Below are 16,706 nucleotides of genomic sequence, written 5' to 3'. Positions count from 1 at the left end.
TTATTAATCTGGTATAAATACTAATTTGGGATCCCAAATAGGATTCCATATAATGATTTAGAACCCCTTTAACTCCAGGCTTTCTTTATTTATATCGGATCATGAACACTCACTCAACCGTTGTGGTTCAACTGCGGGAAATGGTGCTGAGCGGCGAGTTGGCCCCCGGCGAGCGCGTAACCGAGGCCGAGCTGGCAACCCGCCTGGGCGTTTCCCGCACGCCAGTTCGCCAGGCTCTGCCTGCTTTGGCGCAAGAGGGATTGCTGGTGTCCGCAGGTAAACGAGGTTACTCCGTTCGCGCCTTCACCACCCAGAACAGTGTCGAGGCCGTGCGTATTCGTGCCCTGCTTGAAGGCTTCGCCGCCCGCCATGTAGCAGAAAAAGGCGTATCGGCCACCGTGTTGTCGGCCCTTAAAGCCTGCCTGGCCGAAGGCGATGCTTTATTCACGCAACGGCAACTGCAAGACGACGACGAACTGCGCTATGCACAAATGAATGCACGATTCCATGCGCTGATAACGGAAGCGGCCAACATGCCACTACTGGAAAGCCTGACCGAACGCTGCAATGTGGTGCCGTTCACGGCACCCTTAAGCGTTGCCTTTTCAAATACCAATAAAGAACGCATGTTCGACTTTCTGTTTTATGCCCATCGGCAGCACCACGCCATTGTGGATGCCATTGAAGCCGGCCAGGGCGACCGCGCCGAATTTTTATTTCGCGAACATGCTCATACGCAGGAACAAAGTTTGATGATGAATAATGGCTAGAAATTGACGCGATAGAATGGCTGAATAATTTCCAAATACACAAGAGATACCGCATGGACTATCTGATTCAGCTCGCTGTTGACCCTACCGTCTGGGTGGCGTTGGCTACCTTGATCACAATGGAAGTTGTGCTCGGTATTGATAACCTTATTTTTATTTCTATTCTTACAAACAAGCTTCCCAAGCACCAACAGGCCAAGGCGCGGCGGATCGGTATCGGCCTGGCGCTGATTTTACGGCTGGGTCTTCTGGGCACGGTTGCCTGGATCGTACAGCTCACCGAGCCGGTGGTTGAGCTTTTCGACAAAGGTTTCTCGTGGAAAGACATGATTCTGATTGCCGGCGGCCTTTTCTTGCTCTGGAAGGCTACCAAAGAAATCCATCACAACGTTGACCGGGAGCCGGAAGGCGACATGTTCGAAGGAAGGCCGGCAAAAAATGCCGTAGTCATGACCTTCACTTCTGCAATTACCCAGATCTTGCTGTTGGACCTGGTCTTCTCAATCGACAGTATCATCACTGCCGTCGGGATGACCGAACATGTACCTATAATGGTCATCGCCGTAGTAGTAGCCGTAACGGTTATGCTGGTGGCCGCCAATCCTTTGGCCCGGTTCATTCAAAACAACCCGACCATCGTAATGCTGGCTTTGGGCTTTTTAATGATGATTGGCATGACTTTGATTGCCGAAGGCTTTGGTGCCCACGTTCCCAAAGGCTATATCTATTCGGCAATGGCCTTCTCTGCAGCTGTCGAAGGCCTGAACATGTTGGCGCGACGCTCGAGGCGAAAACAAGTTACATAAAATAGAAAGTCATGCTTAAAACCGGAATGACACCGGACGAAAAAATTAAAAATGCAGACAGCAAAAAGCCCGATAAAACAATGTTTTTCGGGCTTTTTTTACATGTCCGTATCATGTAAGCCCTAGAACGGAATATCGTCATCCATATCGGCCAGATTCGCCGCCGGTGCCGCTTGGGGCGCTGCCGGGCGCGGCTGCTGCTGCGCCGGGCGCTGCGCGCGCGGACTGCTTTCGCCACCAAAATCGCTGCTGGAATCACCGCCGTCGCGGCCACCCAGCATTTGCATTTGTTCGGCCACAATTTCGGTGCTGTAACGATCGGCGCCGGTTTCTTTGTCTTGGAACTTGCGGGTTTTGATGCGGCCTTCTACATACACCGCACGACCCTTGCGCAGGTATTCGCCGGCAATTTCCGCCAAACGGTTGTAGAACACCACACGGTGCCATTCGGTTTCTTCGCGCTTTTCGCCAGAGTTACGGTCTTTCCATTGCGAAGTGGTGGCCAGCGAAATATTGCAAATTGCCACGCCGTCGGGGCTGTAACGTACTTCGGGGTCGCGCCCCAGGTTGCCCACCAGAATTACTTTGTTTACTGAAGCCATTTCTTCACCCCCAATCAATAAAATTCGTTCATGTTCATTATCGTTCAATTCAGAGCCGGAAAATCAATCGGCCCGAAGAACTACCAAGGCATATTTTTATCCCGTTCAGGCATCTTTCAGGGGCTGCATGCCACGCGCCACCCCATACCAAATCAGCGCCAGTACCGCACACACCAGGAACACATAAGACGCACCTGCGTAAGTAATGACCAAGCCACCCAGCGACGCGCCGATAAACACGCCTAAGGCCTGCGACATGTTGTAAAAGCCCAGCGCCAACCCTTTGAAATCGGGCGGCGCCACACGGGAAACCAATGAAGGCTGCAGCGCTTCAAGCACATTAAACGCGATAAAGAAACCCACCAATGCCGCCACCATAAGCAACAGCTGCTCGCTGGCCCACGGCATCAGCAGCAAGGTTACCGCCAGGCCCAATACCGACCATTGCAATGCGGCTTTATGCGCCTTACGGGTTTCAGTATAAAAAACTGCCGGCACCATGAAAACAAAAGACAGCAAAATAACTGGCAAATACACTTGCCACAATTGCGCCGACCCATAACCACCCAGGCCGGAAAGCACGGTGGGCACCACAATAAACAAAGCCATCAGAATAAAGTGCAGGCAAAAAACACCCAGATTCAAACGCAATAAATCGGCATGGCGCAGCACATCAACAGGCTTGACCCGAACCAATGGCGGCGCCGCCCGGGGCGCGGAAGGCACCACAAAAGCGGCCACAAGCAGGCACACAAAACCCAGCAGGCTAATGACCCAAAACAGGCCCGACAAACCAAACTGACCAACCACCACCGGCGACAAAACCAACGATACGGCGAACGACAAACCAATGGACGCCCCCACCATAGCCATGGCGCGGGTCCGCACTTCGGGCCGCGTCGCATCGGCCACCCAGGCGGTAATCGCGGCCGACACCGCCCCCAGGCCCTGCAAAATGCGACCGGCAATAATCCAGTTAATGTCGGAAGCCATTGCGCACATGACCCCGCCGGCAATAAACAGCACCATGCCGGCCACCACAACAGAACGACGGCCAAAGCGATCAGACGCCATACCCAGCGGTATTTGCATAATGGCTTGCGTTAGGCCATAAGCGCCCAAAGCCAACCCTACTTTGGTGGCGTCGTTCCCACCTGGAATCGACAGTGCCGCCACCGCGAACACGGGGGTTAACAAGAACAAACCCAGCATGCGCGACGCAAACAGTAAAGCCAAGGAAAAACTGGCTTTACGTTCAACAGGTGTTAGCTTGAGCTTGACCCGGGTTTCATTAACGGCGCCGGCGCCGGAGTTACTCATAACGTTTCTTTGAAAACAAATTCAGTTCACACAATCAAAAGCAATACAGACCGTGCTCAAAAGAGCACAGCGCGTTATAGTAGCAAGTTAGCCTTTTGAAAGACTTTCTACTGAAAACATGGACGCCATTCGCATCCGCGGTGCCCGCACGCACAACCTCAAAAATATCTCACTCGACCTGCCCCGCCACAAACTGGTGGTGATTACCGGCCTGTCGGGCTCGGGTAAGTCTTCGCTGGCGTTCGACACCTTATATGCAGAAGGCCAACGACGCTATGTGGAAAGCTTGTCGGCCTACGCACGGCAATTTCTGCAATTAATGGACAAACCCGATGTTGACTTGATTGAGGGCTTGTCGCCGGCCATTTCCATTGAACAAAAAGCCGCCGGCCACAACCCGCGTTCTACGGTTGGCACCATTACAGAAATTCATGATTACCTGCGCCTATTGTACGCGCGAGTGGGCACCCCCTTCTGCCCCGACCATGGTTTACCGTTACAAGCGCAAAGTGTGGGCCAAATGGTCGACAAAGTCATGGACTGGGCTGCGGGTACCCGTTTAGCCATTTTGGCCCCGCTGGCGCGGGCCCGCAAAGGCAGTTTTGAAGATGAATGCGCAAGCTTGCAGGCGCAAGGTTTTGTGCGTTTGCGTGTAGATGGCGAAATGGTGGAAATCGACCGCCTGGAGCCGCTGAAAAAAACGGAAAAACACAGCATCGACGTGGTCATCGACCGCTTGCGTGTGAAACCGGAAAGCAAGCAACGTTTGGCCGAAAGTTTTGAAACGGCCCTTTCAATTACCGATGGCCGTGTCGTGGCGCTGAACATGGACACCGAAGAAGAGGTGGCATTTTCCAGCCGTTATGCTTGCCCGGTATGCAGCTACAGCCTAACGGAACTAGAACCGCGCCTGTTCAGTTTCAACAACCCGGTGGGGGCCTGCCCACGTTGCGACGGTCTGGGCCATGTGGATTTTTTCGATCCCAAACGCGTGGTGGCCTTTCCGGAATTAAGCCTGGCGGGCGGCGCCATTGCCGGCTGGGACCGCCGCAACGCTTTTACGCACGCCTTGCTTACCAGCCTGGCGGCCCACTACGAATTTGATATCGACGCCCCATTTGAATCGCTGGATGAAAAAACACGCGAACGCATTCTGTACGGTTCGGGCGACGAGGAAATTCCCTTTATTTACCTGAATGAAAAAGGCCGCAGCACGGTCAAAAAACACACTTTTGAAGGTGTGATTCCCAACCTGGAGCGTCGCTGGCGCGAAACCGATTCGTCGGTGGTGCGCGAAGAACTGGCCAAGTCGCGCCATACGCGCAGTTGCCCCGATTGCCACGGATCCCGTTTACGTGCAGAGGCGCGCAACGTGCTCATTGGCAACGAACCGGGACCACAGGAACGGATCGGGCGTGCCATTTACGAAGTGGAAGCGCTTTCATTAAAAGATTGCCTGGTTTGGTTCCAGCAACTTGAACTACATGGCGCCAAGAAAGAAATTGCCGAACGCATTATCCGCGAAATAGAGGCACGCCTGACCTTTTTGAACAATGTCGGGCTCACCTATCTTTCTCTTGACCGCAGTGCCGACACCATTTCCGGGGGCGAGGCCCAGCGCATTCGTCTGGCCAGCCAGATTGGCTCGGGCTTAACAGGTGTGATGTATGTGCTGGACGAACCTTCCATTGGTTTGCACCAACGCGATAACGACCGCCTGATTCAAACGCTGCAGCATCTGCGCGATTTGGGTAATAGTGTGATTGTTGTCGAGCACGATGAAGACATGATCCGCAGCGCCGATTTTGTGGTGGATATGGGCCCGGGTGCCGGTGAACAGGGCGGTCGCATCGTCGCCCAGGGAACGCCTGTCAAACTTCTGGAAAGTGCCGACTCGCTCACCGCCCGCTACCTGACCGGCGCCCTGAGCATTGCCATGCCGGAGCGGCGTCCGGTGACCGACGAATTGGCTCAACTGGTTTTGAAAGGTTGCACCGGCAACAACCTGAAGTCGGTTGACCTGAGCATCCCCGCCGGTCGGCTGGTGTGTATTACCGGCGTGTCGGGTTCGGGCAAATCCACGCTAATTAACGACACACTCGCGGTGGCGGTGGCCGGCGCCCTGCATCGGGCCCAAGCCGAACCCGCACCCCATGCGTCACTGGAAGGCCTTTCCCATTTCGACAAAATCATTAACGTCGACCAAAGCCCCATCGGCCGCACACCGCGCAGTAACCCGGCCACTTACACCGGCATGTTCACCCCGATTCGTGAATTATTTGCCGGCGTACCCGAGGCCCGCGCACGCGGTTACGACCCCGGCCGTTTCTCGTTCAATGTGAAAGGGGGGCGTTGCGAAGCCTGCCAGGGCGATGGTGTTGTGAAAGTGGAAATGCACTTTCTGCCCGACATGTATGTGCCCTGCGACTCCTGTGAAGGAAAACGCTACAACCGCGAAACGCTGGATATTCGCTACCGCGGCAGAAACATCAGCGAAGTGTTGAACCTCACTGTGGCCCAGGCTCTGGATTACTTCGAGGCCGTTCCCTCTATTGCCCGCAAGCTCAACACCTTAATGGATGTGGGCTTGTCGTATATCAGGCTGGGCCAAAGCGCCACCACGCTCTCAGGAGGCGAAGCACAACGCGTGAAACTCTCTCTGGAACTGTCGCGCCGCAGCACGGGCAAAACCCTTTATATTCTCGACGAACCCACCACCGGCCTGCATTTTCACGACATTGCCCTGTTGCTTAAAGTGTTGCAGCAACTGGTCGACGCAGGCAACACAGTCATTGTGATTGAACACAATCTCGACGTCATCAAAACGGCTGACTGGGTTGTCGATATGGGGCCCGAAGGGGGCGACGGCGGTGGCCGAGTTGTGGCGCAAGGTACGCCGGAAGACATTGCCGCCAACGAGAACAGTTATACGGGCCGCTATCTGGCCACCGTACTGAATCGGGAAACCGTGTAAGATCGCGTCAGCGGCGCTATTGCTAAACCACTAGCCCTTTAGCCGCTAAGTTTTCTTTGTCAACGCTGCTCGTTATTTATTGTGGATTCTGCCTAACCCCTATGAGTGCTTCCAAACCCGTCTGGCATGTCGTCAAAAAATCAAAAACGCATGGCAATGGCATTTTTGCCGCCCGCAAAATTCCCGAAGGTACAAATATTCTGGAATACGAAGGCAAGCGCATTACGCATGAAGAAGCCGACGAACTGCACCCCACCAACCCCGACGACCCCTTCCACACGTTTTTCTTTTCCTTAAGCTGTGGCAAGGTGATTGACGGCGGTCAGAAAGGGAATGACGCCAAATGGTTCAATCATTCATGCGGCCCTAATTGCGAAGCGCAAGAAAACCAAAAAGGCACGAAGGTTTATATCGTGGCGCTGCGCGATATTAAAAAAGGCGAAGAGCTAACCTACGACTATGGGTTAGTGCTGGATGGGCGCATTACCAAAAAGCGGCGCAACGAATATAAATGCCTGTGCGGCACCCCGGAATGCCGGGGCACCATGCTGGCTTTAAAGAAAAAAGCAGCTAAAAAAACAAAGAAGACAACGCAAGGCCGGAACAGCAACCTTACTTAAACGCCGTCTCGATAAAGCTGCGCAATTTACGTGAATGCAGCCTTTCGGGGGGCATGTCGCGCAAACTTTCCAGCGCCCGAATGCCAATTTGCAGATGCTGCCCCACTTGGCGACGATAAAACTCGCTGGCCATGCCCGGCAGTTTCAGCTCGCCATGCAACGGTTTATCGGAGACACACAGCAAAGTGCCGTAAGGCACCCGAAAACGAAACCCATTCGCCGCAATAGTTGCTGATTCCATGTCGAGCGCAATGGCACGCGATTGCGACAATTTCAATACCGGCTCGTTCTGGTCTCGCAGCTCCCAGTTACGGTTATCAGTTGTGGCCACCGTGCCGGTTCGCATAATGCGCTTGAGTTCCCAACCCGATAACCCGGCAACTTCAGCCACAGCGCCTTCCAGCGCCACTTGAATTTCAGCCAGCGGCGGCACCGGCACCCAAATCGGCAAGTCTTCGTCCAGCACATGGTCTTGGCGTACATAGCCATGGGCCAATACGTAATCACCCAGGCGCTGAGTTGTGCGCAGGCCCGCACAATGCCCCAGCATGATCCAGGCGGAAGAACGCAAAACCGCCACGTGATCGGTAATGGTTTTGGCGTTGGAAGGGCCCACACCAATGTTAATAAGCGTAATACCCGTATTATTTTCGCGCAGCAAATGATAGGACGGCATTTGAGGCATGCGCGCCGGTCGCTCGCCGCTGGGTTGCTGCCCCTGTCCAGCCAGGGTCACGATATTGCCGGGCTCGATCAATGCCGTGTAATCGCCCTCTTCACGCGCCAGCATGCCCTTGGCCCATTGGCAAAACTCGTCGATATAGAACTGATAGTTGGTAAACAGCACATAACTTTGGAAGTACTCCGGCCGCGTAGCCGTATAGTGCTGCAAGCGATGCAGGGAGTAATCAACGCGAGGGGCGGTAAACGGCGCCAGTGGCTCCGGGTCGCCCCGCCGCCCGCGCCACGTGCCATTCACAATGGCATCGTCTGTTACCGCCAAATCGGGCACATCGAAGTGGTCGCGCAATTCACCCCCCACCGAGTCGGCATAAATGCCTTCCACATAATGGCCTTCGGGGAAGGCGAAATGCAACGGAATGGGGGTGTCTGACTCACCCACTTCCACACCCACGCCATGGTTGCGAATCAACAAATGAATTTGTTCGCGCAGATAACGTTCAAACAACCGCGGCTGAGTGATTGTGGTCATGTAGGTACCGGGCTCAACCACATAGCCGTACGACAAACGGCTATCCACTCCTTGATAGGTTGATACCTTGATGCGAATGGCCGGGTAATAGGCGCGCACCCGCTGCCCCTCAGGCAACTTGCCGGCGGCATAATAATCGAATGCCTCGCGAATAAAAGCCGTGTTGCGCTCGTAAATTTCCACCAAACGCTCATACGCTGCGTGAGCATCATGAAATGCGGTGAATGGAATGAGCTGGGGCAAGCCCAGTGGTGATATCGCACTGCCACCCGGTGAATCCGACATACCTACTCCTGTGCAATCTGATCCATAAACGACGCCAGCGCCGTATCTTTGGCCGTAACCCCACCTGCATCATGCGTGGCCAGCGTCACGGTGACGCGATTGTAAACGTTGAACCATTCAGGATGATGACCGGCCTGTTCAGCCTGCATGGCCACCCGGGTCATGAATCCGAAAGCAGCATTGAAATCGTCGAATTTGAACGTTTTTTGAATCGCATCGCGCCCTTGCACGGCAGACCAGCCCTGCAAGGTTTCAATTGCCGCCGACGCGCCGATAAGATCTGAAGACTTGGCCATAGCGTTCCACTCCACTTTGAAGGTTTAACGATTAAATATGCTGAAAACCTTGAACTATAAGTTCAAGGTTATTCAACTTTCAACTGGTTGAGCGACTGCAGCGGACAGTCCATACTATGCATGTGAACACAAACCGGAACATGACTCAACGGTCATGTGCACTTGCAACACAAAGGATAAAAAATGACACAACGCACCCAATGCGAGCAACTGCACGTTGCCAATTTACTGCATCAATTCATCGAGCAGGAAGCGCTGCCCGGCACCGACGTTTCATCCGACGACTTTTGGAAAGGATTTAACGCCATTGTGCACGACCTGGCACCCAAGAACCGTGCCTTGTTGGCCGAGCGCGACCGCATTCAGGCGGAAATGGACGCCTGGTACCGGAAAAACCCCGGCCCCATCAAAGATATGGCCGCGTACAAGGCGTTCCTGAAGGAAATTGGTTATTTGAAAGACGCCCCGGCCAATGTGAAGGTGAATACCACCAATATCGACGTGGAGTTCAGCGAACAGGCAGGCCCACAGTTGGTTGTACCCATTACCAACGCACGCTATGCGCTCAATGCGGCCAACGCCCGCTGGGGCAGCCTGTACGATGCCCTGTATGGCACCGACGCCATTCCCGAAGATAACGGCGCCACCCGCTCGGGCGGCTACAACCCCGTGCGCGGCGACAAGGTCATTGAATACGGTCGCCGTTTTCTGGATGAAACCATTCCACTGTCGTCAGGGTCGCACGCCAACGCCACCGCCTACCAGGTTAACAACGGCCAACTGCAGGTCACCCTTGAAAATGGCGAAAACACCACGCTGAAAGACGCATCATCGCTGTTGGGTTACCGGGGTAACGCGTCGGCACCCGAGGCGCTGGTATTCCGCCATAACGGCCTGCATTTCGAAATTCAAATCGACAAAAACAACCCCATTGGCAAACAAGACAAAGCCGGGGTGAAAGACATCCTGATGGAGTCCGCGCTAACCACCATTATGGACTGCGAAGACTCGGTGGCAACGGTGGACGCCGAAGACAAAGTACTGGCCTATCGCAACTGGCTGGGCCTGATGCAGGGCAATCTAACCGAAGAGGTTGCCAAGGGCGATAAAACCTTTACACGCGCCCTGAATCCCGATCGCGAATACACCGACCTGCAAGGCAACACGCAAACGCTGGCCGCGCGTTCCATGATGCTGGTACGTAACGTAGGCCACCTGATGACCAACCCGGCCATTCTGGACAAGGACGGCAACGAGGTGCCCGAAGGCATTATGGACGCGGTTGTCACATCGCTGATTGCCGTGCACGACCTGAAACGCAAAGGCAATTCGCGCAAGGGCTCGGTGTATATCGTCAAACCGAAAATGCACGGCCCTGATGAAGTAGCGTTTTCAAGTGAGTTGTTCGGTCGCGTTGAAAAACTGCTGGGCATGCCACCCAACACTCTGAAAATGGGCATTATGGATGAAGAGCGCCGCACCAGCGTGAACCTGAAAGCCTGCATTGCTGCCGCCAACGAACGGGTTGCGTTCATTAATACCGGCTTTCTCGACCGCACCGGCGACGAAATCCATACATCAATGGAAGCCGGCCCCATGATCCGCAAAGGCGAAATGAAGCCAACCGACTGGATCAACGCCTACGAACACAACAACGTTCAGGTGGGTCTGGAATGCGGCTTGCGGGGCCGTGCACAAATTGGCAAGGGCATGTGGGCCATGCCCGACAAAATGGCCGACATGCTGGTACAGAAAATTGGCCAATTGAAAGCCGGCGGCAATACGGCCTGGGTCCCTTCACCCACCGCCGCCACGCTGCATGCCTTGCACTATCACCAGGTTAGTGTGCACGATATTCAATCGGGTATGGAAGGCAAGAACGACCCCACCCTGCTCGACAAAATTCTGTCGGTACCCGTGGCCACCAACACGAACTGGTCGAACGAAGAAAAGCAGCAGGAACTCGACAACAACGCCCAGGGCATTTTGGGTTACGTCGTGCGCTGGATCGACCAGGGCGTGGGGTGCTCAAAAGTACCCGACATCCACAATGTGGGCCTCATGGAAGACCGCGCCACCCTGCGTATTTCCAGTCAGCATATTGCAAACTGGCTGCACCATGGTATTGTCACCAAGGATCAGGTCATGGAAACCATGAAACGTATGGCTGCCGTGGTCGACAAGCAAAACGAAGCAGACCCTTACTACAAACCCATGGCCGGGAATTTCGACACATCGGCCGCTTTCCAGGCCGCATGCGACTTGGTATTTAAGGGGCTGGAACAACCCAACGGCTATACCGAACCTTTGCTGCACCAGTGGCGGCTTAAGGTGAAGCAGGCCTGAAATATGTAAAGGAAACAATTCGATGGGCGCAGCCTTCAAAGAGTACGCTAACTACGACGCTTTAGGGCTGGCCGAGTTAATCGCCGCCAAAACCGTCAGCCCGCAAGAGGTTCTAGAGGCTGCGCTATATCGAATTGAAAAGCTGAACCCGGTTGTGAATGCTGTCTCGGTCAGCATGAGCGACATTGCCCGGGAACAGGTAAAAAAGGGGCTTCCGGAAGGTGTTTTCCGGGGCGTTCCTATTTTGCTTAAAGACCTGGAAGTATCCAACTACCCCGGCGTACCCACGCAAGTTGGGTCACGCATGTTGGAAAACAACCTACCCTCAAGCGCCAGCCATGCGGTGAATGCGTTCATCGCTGCCGGATTCACCCTGGCCGGCAAAACCCGGGTACCTAATTTCGGCATCAGTGCCACCACCGAACCCGTATTTGGCGGCCCCGTTCGCAACCCCTGGAATCTCGATCATAGTGCAGGCGGCTCCTCGGGCGGCGCCGCTGCGGCTGTCGCAGCCGGCATAGTGCCCATCGCCCAAGCCACAGACGCGGCAGGGTCGTTGCGTTTACCTGCCAGCCACTGCCACCTTTTCGGCCTGAAAGTCTCAAGGGGGCGGGTTTCGGCCGCCCCGGCAGGTGAGTTCGCCGGGGGCATGGGCTCGGCGCATGTGCTATCGCATACCGTTCGCGACAGCGCCGCCGCGCTCGACATTGCTTGCCAACCCTGCCCAGGCGACCCGTACTTTGCCCCGCCGCCACCGGTTTCCTACCTGCAAGCAATACAACACACGCCCAAAGCGCTGCGCATTGCCATTAGCCTAAATGCCCCGCCTGGTGCCACGGTCGACGCAGAGGTCATCACAACCATTCAAGCAGCGGGAAGAATGTGTGAAGCACTGGGGCACACGGTAACTGAAGACGCCCCCTCTTTCGACTTCAACCAGGCCACACACGATTTAGTCCTGATTCACGGTGCCAACCTAAGCAGCCGCGTGAACACGTTATTGAAAGAGCTGGGCCGCACCCCCGACCCTGAAGATATTGAAGAAGCCGCCGTTAGCTGGGCGGAAATGGGGCAAAAATTCACCGCTGCCGATTATGCCGACGCCCTGCGTCGGCTTCAAGCCATTGCCCGCACCTTCGGCCGATTTCATCAAGAATACGACGTCTTGCTCACACCGGTCGCGGCGCAACCTGCACTGCCATTGGGCAAACTCAGCATGCGCAAATCGTTCGAAGAGGGCTATCTGAACGACCTGTTCGCGCACATGGCCTTTACCTCGGTTAGCAATGCAACCGGCCAGCCGGCCATGTCGGTACCAATGGGGTTTTCATCAAGCGGTTTGCCGATCGGCGCACAATTCACAGCTGCTTATGGCCGTGAAGATATCTTACTGGCACTGGCTGCACAAATAGAACAGGCCCAACCGTGGCGCCATCTGCGCTCGCCGATATTTAGCCTTGAGTCATGACACCTTTAACGCAAAAGCACCAATTGCGGAACGGCATCGGGGCCGCACCATACAATGGCATTCTGGTCATACTCGCGGCCCAGCTCACATGCCTGGGCCAACCCCAAGCCCGGCACTAACACACTATCCTCAACCGGCCAGACATGGTCGGGATCAATTCCACCAGCGTGCAGAACAGGCTTGCCACACCGCTGCAATTGATCAAGCAGCCGTTCCTGAAAGCCCGCATTTTCGGCCAACGGAAACTGCCGGCCGAATGGATTGAAGGCAGTCATAAATGCGGCGCAATCTACACCGTACTGCGTGTAAATTTCGAGAAGGCAAGTGCTGGCCTGACCTATTTTCAAGACACAAGGAGGCGTAGAGTAAATTGTGTACTCGGCCTGGCGATACGCTTGCAGCACAGATTGCTTGATCACGCTTGCCACGATGACACCGCCAAGCTCTTGAACCTAGGCAAGACTAGTGGGTAACGGCACGCGATCAATATGCTCAATTTCAGCTCTGGCCAGTTTTTCCATTAATCGACATCGCACCTCAAGGTGTTCGGGGTTATTCCATTCATTTGTAAACTCACCGGGATCCGCCTGCAGGTCGTAGAGTTCTCCCCACTCAACCCCATGAAACACGCTTAATCGCCAACGGCCATCGAAAATCGTGTGAACACGCGGTGGGCCGCCAAGCCCGGGGTGCGTACGCTGGTGGTCATATTGAATAAAAACCGTGTCCCGCTCTTTGTGCTTTTCCCCTTGCGCAATCGGTAATAAAGAACGCCCCTGCATGCCCGCAAACGGCACAATTTCAGCACGATCCAGAATCGTAGACGGAATATCAATGGTCGACCCAAGTGCATGTGTACGCAAGCCTTTTTTCTTATTTGCGGGGTCACTCCATATAAACGGTACCCGCAAAATATCGCGGTACTGCTCAGCGCCTTTCAAAAGCAAACGATGATCACCCAAATGATCGCCGTGATCCGAGGTAAACAGGATCACCGTGTTTTCGCGTTCACCCGCGTCATCAAGCGCCTTCAGCAGGCGACCCACGGCATCGTCGATCATGGAAATCATTCCGCACGTCAGAGCTCTTGCCTCCAAGGCTTCTTGCTTGGACACACCAATGGTATTCATGCCGTTCAACAAGGCATTCCCGGAATCGCGCACCTTATACAAGGCCTCCACATGGGGAGGCGGCACCCAATCTTCATTTTCGAAAGCCTCAGGCACCTGCATGTCTTCGGGCCGATACATATCCCAGTAACGACCGGGAGGGTTAAACGGATGATGCGGGTCGGGGAAAGACACCATCAGAAAAAAAGGTTGCTCGGCGGCTTGGTGCTTTATAAAAGCTTCAGCGCGCTCAGCAATATAGCTGGTGGGATACAACGCCTCAGGCAGTGCGGTTCGAACCGCCTGCGGGCACACATAGTCGTGAGGCAACTGGTTATCCGGGCCCAATAAACTCGCCGCCTCAGGCTCACGCTCCAGGAGCCATTGCTTGAAATCACCACCAACGCCGTCACCGTGCCCTGTGACCAGGTCAACATGGTCAAACCCGTAAAACGGCGTTTGCACCCGCGGGTTTTCCTTTGACCAAAAATCAGGCTCTTCGTTGCGATAACACTCAGCCGTCAAATGTTCCCGAACCGCCTGGCTTAAGTTTTCGGGCGGCATATGATAGTTCTCGGGCGGGGCGGACTGCTCGAGTACCACCGGTGCACCCACAAAGTTCTGCAAATGGCTTTTTCCAACCAGCCCGGTGGCATAACCCGCTTCGCGCAACAGCTCAACAAACGTAACCTGCTGCATGGATAACGGAATGCCGTTGGCCCGCACGCCATGAACAGAAGGCATACGGCCGGTCATTAAACTGGCTCGGTTCGGCATGCAAACCGGGCTCGCCACATAAAACTCGTCGAACAAGGCGCCCTGTTCGGCCAGGCTGTCGATATGCGGAGTGCGGAGCACGGGGTGCCCATAACATCCCAGATGATCAGCACGATGCTGATCGGTCATTATCAAAATAAAGTTAGGTTTTTTCTTTTGTGTCATGAGTTGAATACCGTTTTCGGCTTGTAAACAAAATGCTCCAGGAGCAACACTGCGATGGCGAAACACAAGGTCACCACTGCGATGACTGAAGCAAAGCTTTCCGGGTAAACCGTCTTAGGCAGCAGCAGCGCAACACCGAGGAACAAGTACAAAGCACGTCGTAAAGGAAGAAGCGGCTGGCCGAGATAACCGACAACACATGCGGTAACCAGCCACACACCCGCGGTCGCACGCGTCACCGCCAAAACAATGTCGAGAGATGAGCCATTCAGTATCAAGGCGGGGTTGGCGACAAAAATAAACGGCAAAATGTACGCCGACCAGGCCAACCTGCTTGCTTCAAGCGCCGTTTTCATGGGTGGGGTTCCCGCCAGCCCCGCAGCGGCAAATGAGGCAATGGCAACCGGTGGCGTAATCATTGACATCATGCCGAAATAAAGCACAAACAAGTGCGCCGCAATCGGGTCAATGCCCAGCGCAACCAAGGGTGCGGCCACCAGCGTTGACAACAAGGCATACACGCCCACCGTCGGCATACCCATGCCCAGCACAATACATATCAGTGCGGCCAACACCAGCAGCCCCACCAAGTTACCGCCACCGATATCTACAATGGCTTCGGTAATTTTGAAAAGAATGCCCGACGTATTCAACGCGCCGATAACAATGCCGGCACCCGCTGCGATCAAAATAATGCCCACGGATGCAACAGCAGTGTCGCGCACCGCAGCGGAAAGGTGGGCGATTGAAGGCCGCTTTCCCCGCACGCCAAACACGCACAAAGCCAAAAACAGGCTAGCCGTTGCAATTAAAGCCGCATACTCCGGGCGCCAGGCAAAACTGAACAACCCCAAAATAAGCACCACGAACGGCATGACAAACAGCCACCCATAGCGCAATTCTGAAAGCGGATTCGGTCGCTCTTGTTTGGGTAACCCTTTGATGCCGTCGCGTGCGGCAATAAGGTCAACCTGTAAATAGAGCGCCAGGTAATACAGGAATGAAGGAATCAGCGCGGCCAACACAACCACGGAATACTCGACCTTCAGAGTGGCGGCCATAAGAAATGCCGCCGCGCCCATTACCGGCGGCACCAACTGTCCACCAGTTGACGCCACGGCCTCCAGGCCGGCCGCCGTTTCCGCTTTGTATCCTGCCTTGCGAGACATGGGAATGGTGATCATGCCGGTGGAAATAACATTGGCCACTGCCGAACCGGAAATGGCACCAAACAAACCGGATGCCGTCACCGCAATTTTGGCTGACCCGCCGCGTGAACCACCAAACAGCGCCGCCGACAAATTTGAGAAAAACTGACCCCCTCCGGTTGCCTGCAGCACGGCCCCCATGAACACAAAGGTAATAACGACGCTGCCGACAATCACCAGCGGCGCGCCCAGGATATTCCCCTCGAGGTACGCCATTTTGTACAGAAAAGAATCAAGTCGGAACGGCCGTCCGGAAATAGCATCCGGCAAACTCGTTGCAAAATAGGCCAGCAAAATTGACGCAATAATGATCAATGCCAACGAAAGCCCGGCTGAACGCCTGACACCCTCAATCAACACCACAATAACCACAGCGCCAAGAAACTGGCCAACCCAGTTGAAGTCATACAAATTCGCCTGATCAATCAATACTTCAAAATCAAACGAAATAAACAACGAAGCCAGGATACCGGCCAGCGCAAGCGGTGTATCGACAAGCCAGGAAAGTTTCGGTCGGTTCGGAAACAGCGGATGGGTGATAAACACCACTGCCGTCGCAAGGGCTATCAGAACGTAAAGGTATTGACCTTTATAGAGGTTCAAGCCTAAAACGCGCTGAAAATTGATTGCCCACAAAATGGCGAGCAGAACGAGAACGAACCCGAGGGCACTGACGATTTTAGTTTTCATTAATACGGCTCCAAGGCGGTCACCGCCCTTTTTCCATGCCAAAAGGGGGCAACCAGA

Annotated in this window: 13 protein-coding genes; 6 read left to right on the top strand and 7 right to left on the bottom strand. The window is 54.6% G+C overall.

Annotated features, from left to right (window positions below; all coding sequences use genetic code 11):
* The first annotated feature begins 101 nt into the window (after positions 1-101).
* Positions 102-770 carry a GntR family transcriptional regulator gene (locus G9Q38_RS04335; protein WP_166128150.1) on the top strand — a complete coding sequence of 223 codons (669 nt, stop codon included), beginning with the start codon at positions 102-104 and terminating at the stop codon, positions 768-770.
* A gap of 53 nt (positions 771-823) precedes the next feature.
* Positions 824-1,576, top strand: coding sequence for a TerC family protein (locus G9Q38_RS04330; RefSeq protein WP_166128147.1), 753 nt, complete (start codon positions 824-826; stop codon positions 1,574-1,576).
* Positions 1,577-1,698: 122 nt separating this feature from the next.
* Here G9Q38_RS04330 and ssb read toward each other — a convergent pair whose 3' ends face one another.
* Together ssb and G9Q38_RS04320 are read right to left on the bottom strand one after the other, a co-directional pair.
* The gene (gene ssb / locus G9Q38_RS04325) at positions 1,699-2,178 is read right to left on the bottom strand and encodes a single-stranded DNA-binding protein (RefSeq protein WP_166128146.1); all 480 of its coding nucleotides are present in this window, start codon (positions 2,176-2,178) and stop codon (positions 1,699-1,701) included.
* 105 nt (positions 2,179-2,283) lie between these two features.
* A complete protein-coding gene (locus G9Q38_RS04320) occupies positions 2,284-3,498 on the bottom strand; it encodes an MFS transporter (RefSeq protein WP_114420316.1) in 1,215 nt (404 codons plus the stop codon).
* Positions 3,499-3,616: 118 nt separating this feature from the next.
* On the opposite strand from G9Q38_RS04320, the gene uvrA reads away from it, so the two are divergent.
* Together uvrA and G9Q38_RS04310 are read left to right on the top strand one after the other, a co-directional pair.
* Positions 3,617-6,472, top strand: coding sequence for an excinuclease ABC subunit UvrA (uvrA, locus tag G9Q38_RS04315; RefSeq protein WP_166128145.1), 2,856 nt, complete (start codon positions 3,617-3,619; stop codon positions 6,470-6,472).
* A gap of 101 nt (positions 6,473-6,573) precedes the next feature.
* Entirely contained in the window at positions 6,574-7,092 is a 519-nt protein-coding gene (locus G9Q38_RS04310) for an SET domain-containing protein (RefSeq protein ID WP_166128144.1), read from the top strand.
* On the opposite strand, the gene G9Q38_RS04305 is transcribed toward G9Q38_RS04310, so the two are convergent.
* Together G9Q38_RS04305 and G9Q38_RS04300 are read right to left on the bottom strand one after the other, a co-directional pair.
* Positions 7,085-8,590: an AMP nucleosidase gene (locus G9Q38_RS04305; RefSeq protein WP_166128142.1), complete on the bottom strand. Its 1,506-nt coding sequence runs from the start codon at positions 8,588-8,590 to the stop codon at positions 7,085-7,087. The genes G9Q38_RS04310 and G9Q38_RS04305 overlap by 8 nt on opposite strands.
* A gap of 2 nt (positions 8,591-8,592) precedes the next feature.
* Positions 8,593-8,886 (bottom strand): 4a-hydroxytetrahydrobiopterin dehydratase, encoded by a 294-nt coding sequence (locus tag G9Q38_RS04300; protein ID WP_166128140.1) that lies wholly within the window; start codon positions 8,884-8,886, stop codon positions 8,593-8,595.
* 183 nt (positions 8,887-9,069) lie between these two features.
* Between G9Q38_RS04300 and G9Q38_RS04295 the strand changes: the two genes are divergently transcribed.
* Both G9Q38_RS04295 and G9Q38_RS04290 read left to right on the top strand, forming a co-directional pair.
* Positions 9,070-11,232, top strand: coding sequence for a malate synthase G (locus G9Q38_RS04295; protein WP_166128139.1), 2,163 nt, complete (start codon positions 9,070-9,072; stop codon positions 11,230-11,232).
* A 22-nt stretch (positions 11,233-11,254) separates the two neighbouring features.
* A complete protein-coding gene (locus tag G9Q38_RS04290) occupies positions 11,255-12,700 on the top strand; it encodes an amidase (RefSeq protein WP_166128137.1) in 1,446 nt (481 codons plus the stop codon).
* A 5-nt stretch (positions 12,701-12,705) separates the two neighbouring features.
* On the opposite strand, the gene G9Q38_RS04285 is transcribed toward G9Q38_RS04290, so the two are convergent.
* The 3 genes from G9Q38_RS04285 to G9Q38_RS04275 are packed head-to-tail and all read right to left on the bottom strand — an operon-like array spanning position 12,706 to position 16,649.
* Positions 12,706-13,128 (bottom strand): DUF3293 domain-containing protein, encoded by a 423-nt coding sequence (locus G9Q38_RS04285; RefSeq protein WP_166128135.1) that lies wholly within the window; start codon positions 13,126-13,128, stop codon positions 12,706-12,708.
* A 24-nt stretch (positions 13,129-13,152) separates the two neighbouring features.
* Positions 13,153-14,751 (bottom strand): sulfatase family protein, encoded by a 1,599-nt coding sequence (locus tag G9Q38_RS04280; RefSeq protein WP_166128134.1) that lies wholly within the window; start codon positions 14,749-14,751, stop codon positions 13,153-13,155.
* A complete protein-coding gene (locus tag G9Q38_RS04275; RefSeq protein ID WP_166128132.1) occupies positions 14,748-16,649 on the bottom strand; it encodes a TRAP transporter permease in 1,902 nt (633 codons plus the stop codon). Before G9Q38_RS04275 ends, G9Q38_RS04280 begins: the two co-directional genes overlap by 4 nt.
* Positions 16,650-16,706: the final 57 nt, after the last annotated feature.

It is taken from the genome of Pusillimonas sp. DMV24BSW_D, assembly GCF_011388195.1.
GTDB lineage: Bacteria > Pseudomonadota > Gammaproteobacteria > Burkholderiales > Burkholderiaceae_B > Neopusillimonas > Neopusillimonas aestuarii.
The sequence above is the reverse complement of the archived record's forward strand: the minus strand, read 5'-3'. Positions and strand labels throughout refer to the sequence as shown.

Coding starts and splice junctions, on each gene's coding strand:
- G9Q38_RS04300 (WP_166128140.1), bottom strand. CDS start 8,886: ATGGCCAAGTCTTCAGATCTTATCGGCGCGTCGGCGGCAATTGAAACC.
- G9Q38_RS04330 (WP_166128147.1), top strand. CDS start 824: ATGGACTATCTGATTCAGCTCGCTGTTGACCCTACCGTCTGGGTGGCG.
- G9Q38_RS04290 (WP_166128137.1), top strand. CDS start 11,255: ATGGGCGCAGCCTTCAAAGAGTACGCTAACTACGACGCTTTAGGGCTG.
- ssb (WP_166128146.1), bottom strand. CDS start 2,178: ATGGCTTCAGTAAACAAAGTAATTCTGGTGGGCAACCTGGGGCGCGAC.
- G9Q38_RS04335 (WP_166128150.1), top strand. CDS start 102: ATGAACACTCACTCAACCGTTGTGGTTCAACTGCGGGAAATGGTGCTG.
- G9Q38_RS04310 (WP_166128144.1), top strand. CDS start 6,574: ATGAGTGCTTCCAAACCCGTCTGGCATGTCGTCAAAAAATCAAAAACG.
- G9Q38_RS04305 (WP_166128142.1), bottom strand. CDS start 8,590: ATGTCGGATTCACCGGGTGGCAGTGCGATATCACCACTGGGCTTGCCC.
- uvrA (WP_166128145.1), top strand. CDS start 3,617: ATGGACGCCATTCGCATCCGCGGTGCCCGCACGCACAACCTCAAAAAT.
- G9Q38_RS04295 (WP_166128139.1), top strand. CDS start 9,070: ATGACACAACGCACCCAATGCGAGCAACTGCACGTTGCCAATTTACTG.
- G9Q38_RS04320 (WP_114420316.1), bottom strand. CDS start 3,498: ATGAGTAACTCCGGCGCCGGCGCCGTTAATGAAACCCGGGTCAAGCTC.
- G9Q38_RS04280 (WP_166128134.1), bottom strand. CDS start 14,751: ATGACACAAAAGAAAAAACCTAACTTTATTTTGATAATGACCGATCAG.
- G9Q38_RS04275 (WP_166128132.1), bottom strand. CDS start 16,649: ATGAAAACTAAAATCGTCAGTGCCCTCGGGTTCGTTCTCGTTCTGCTC.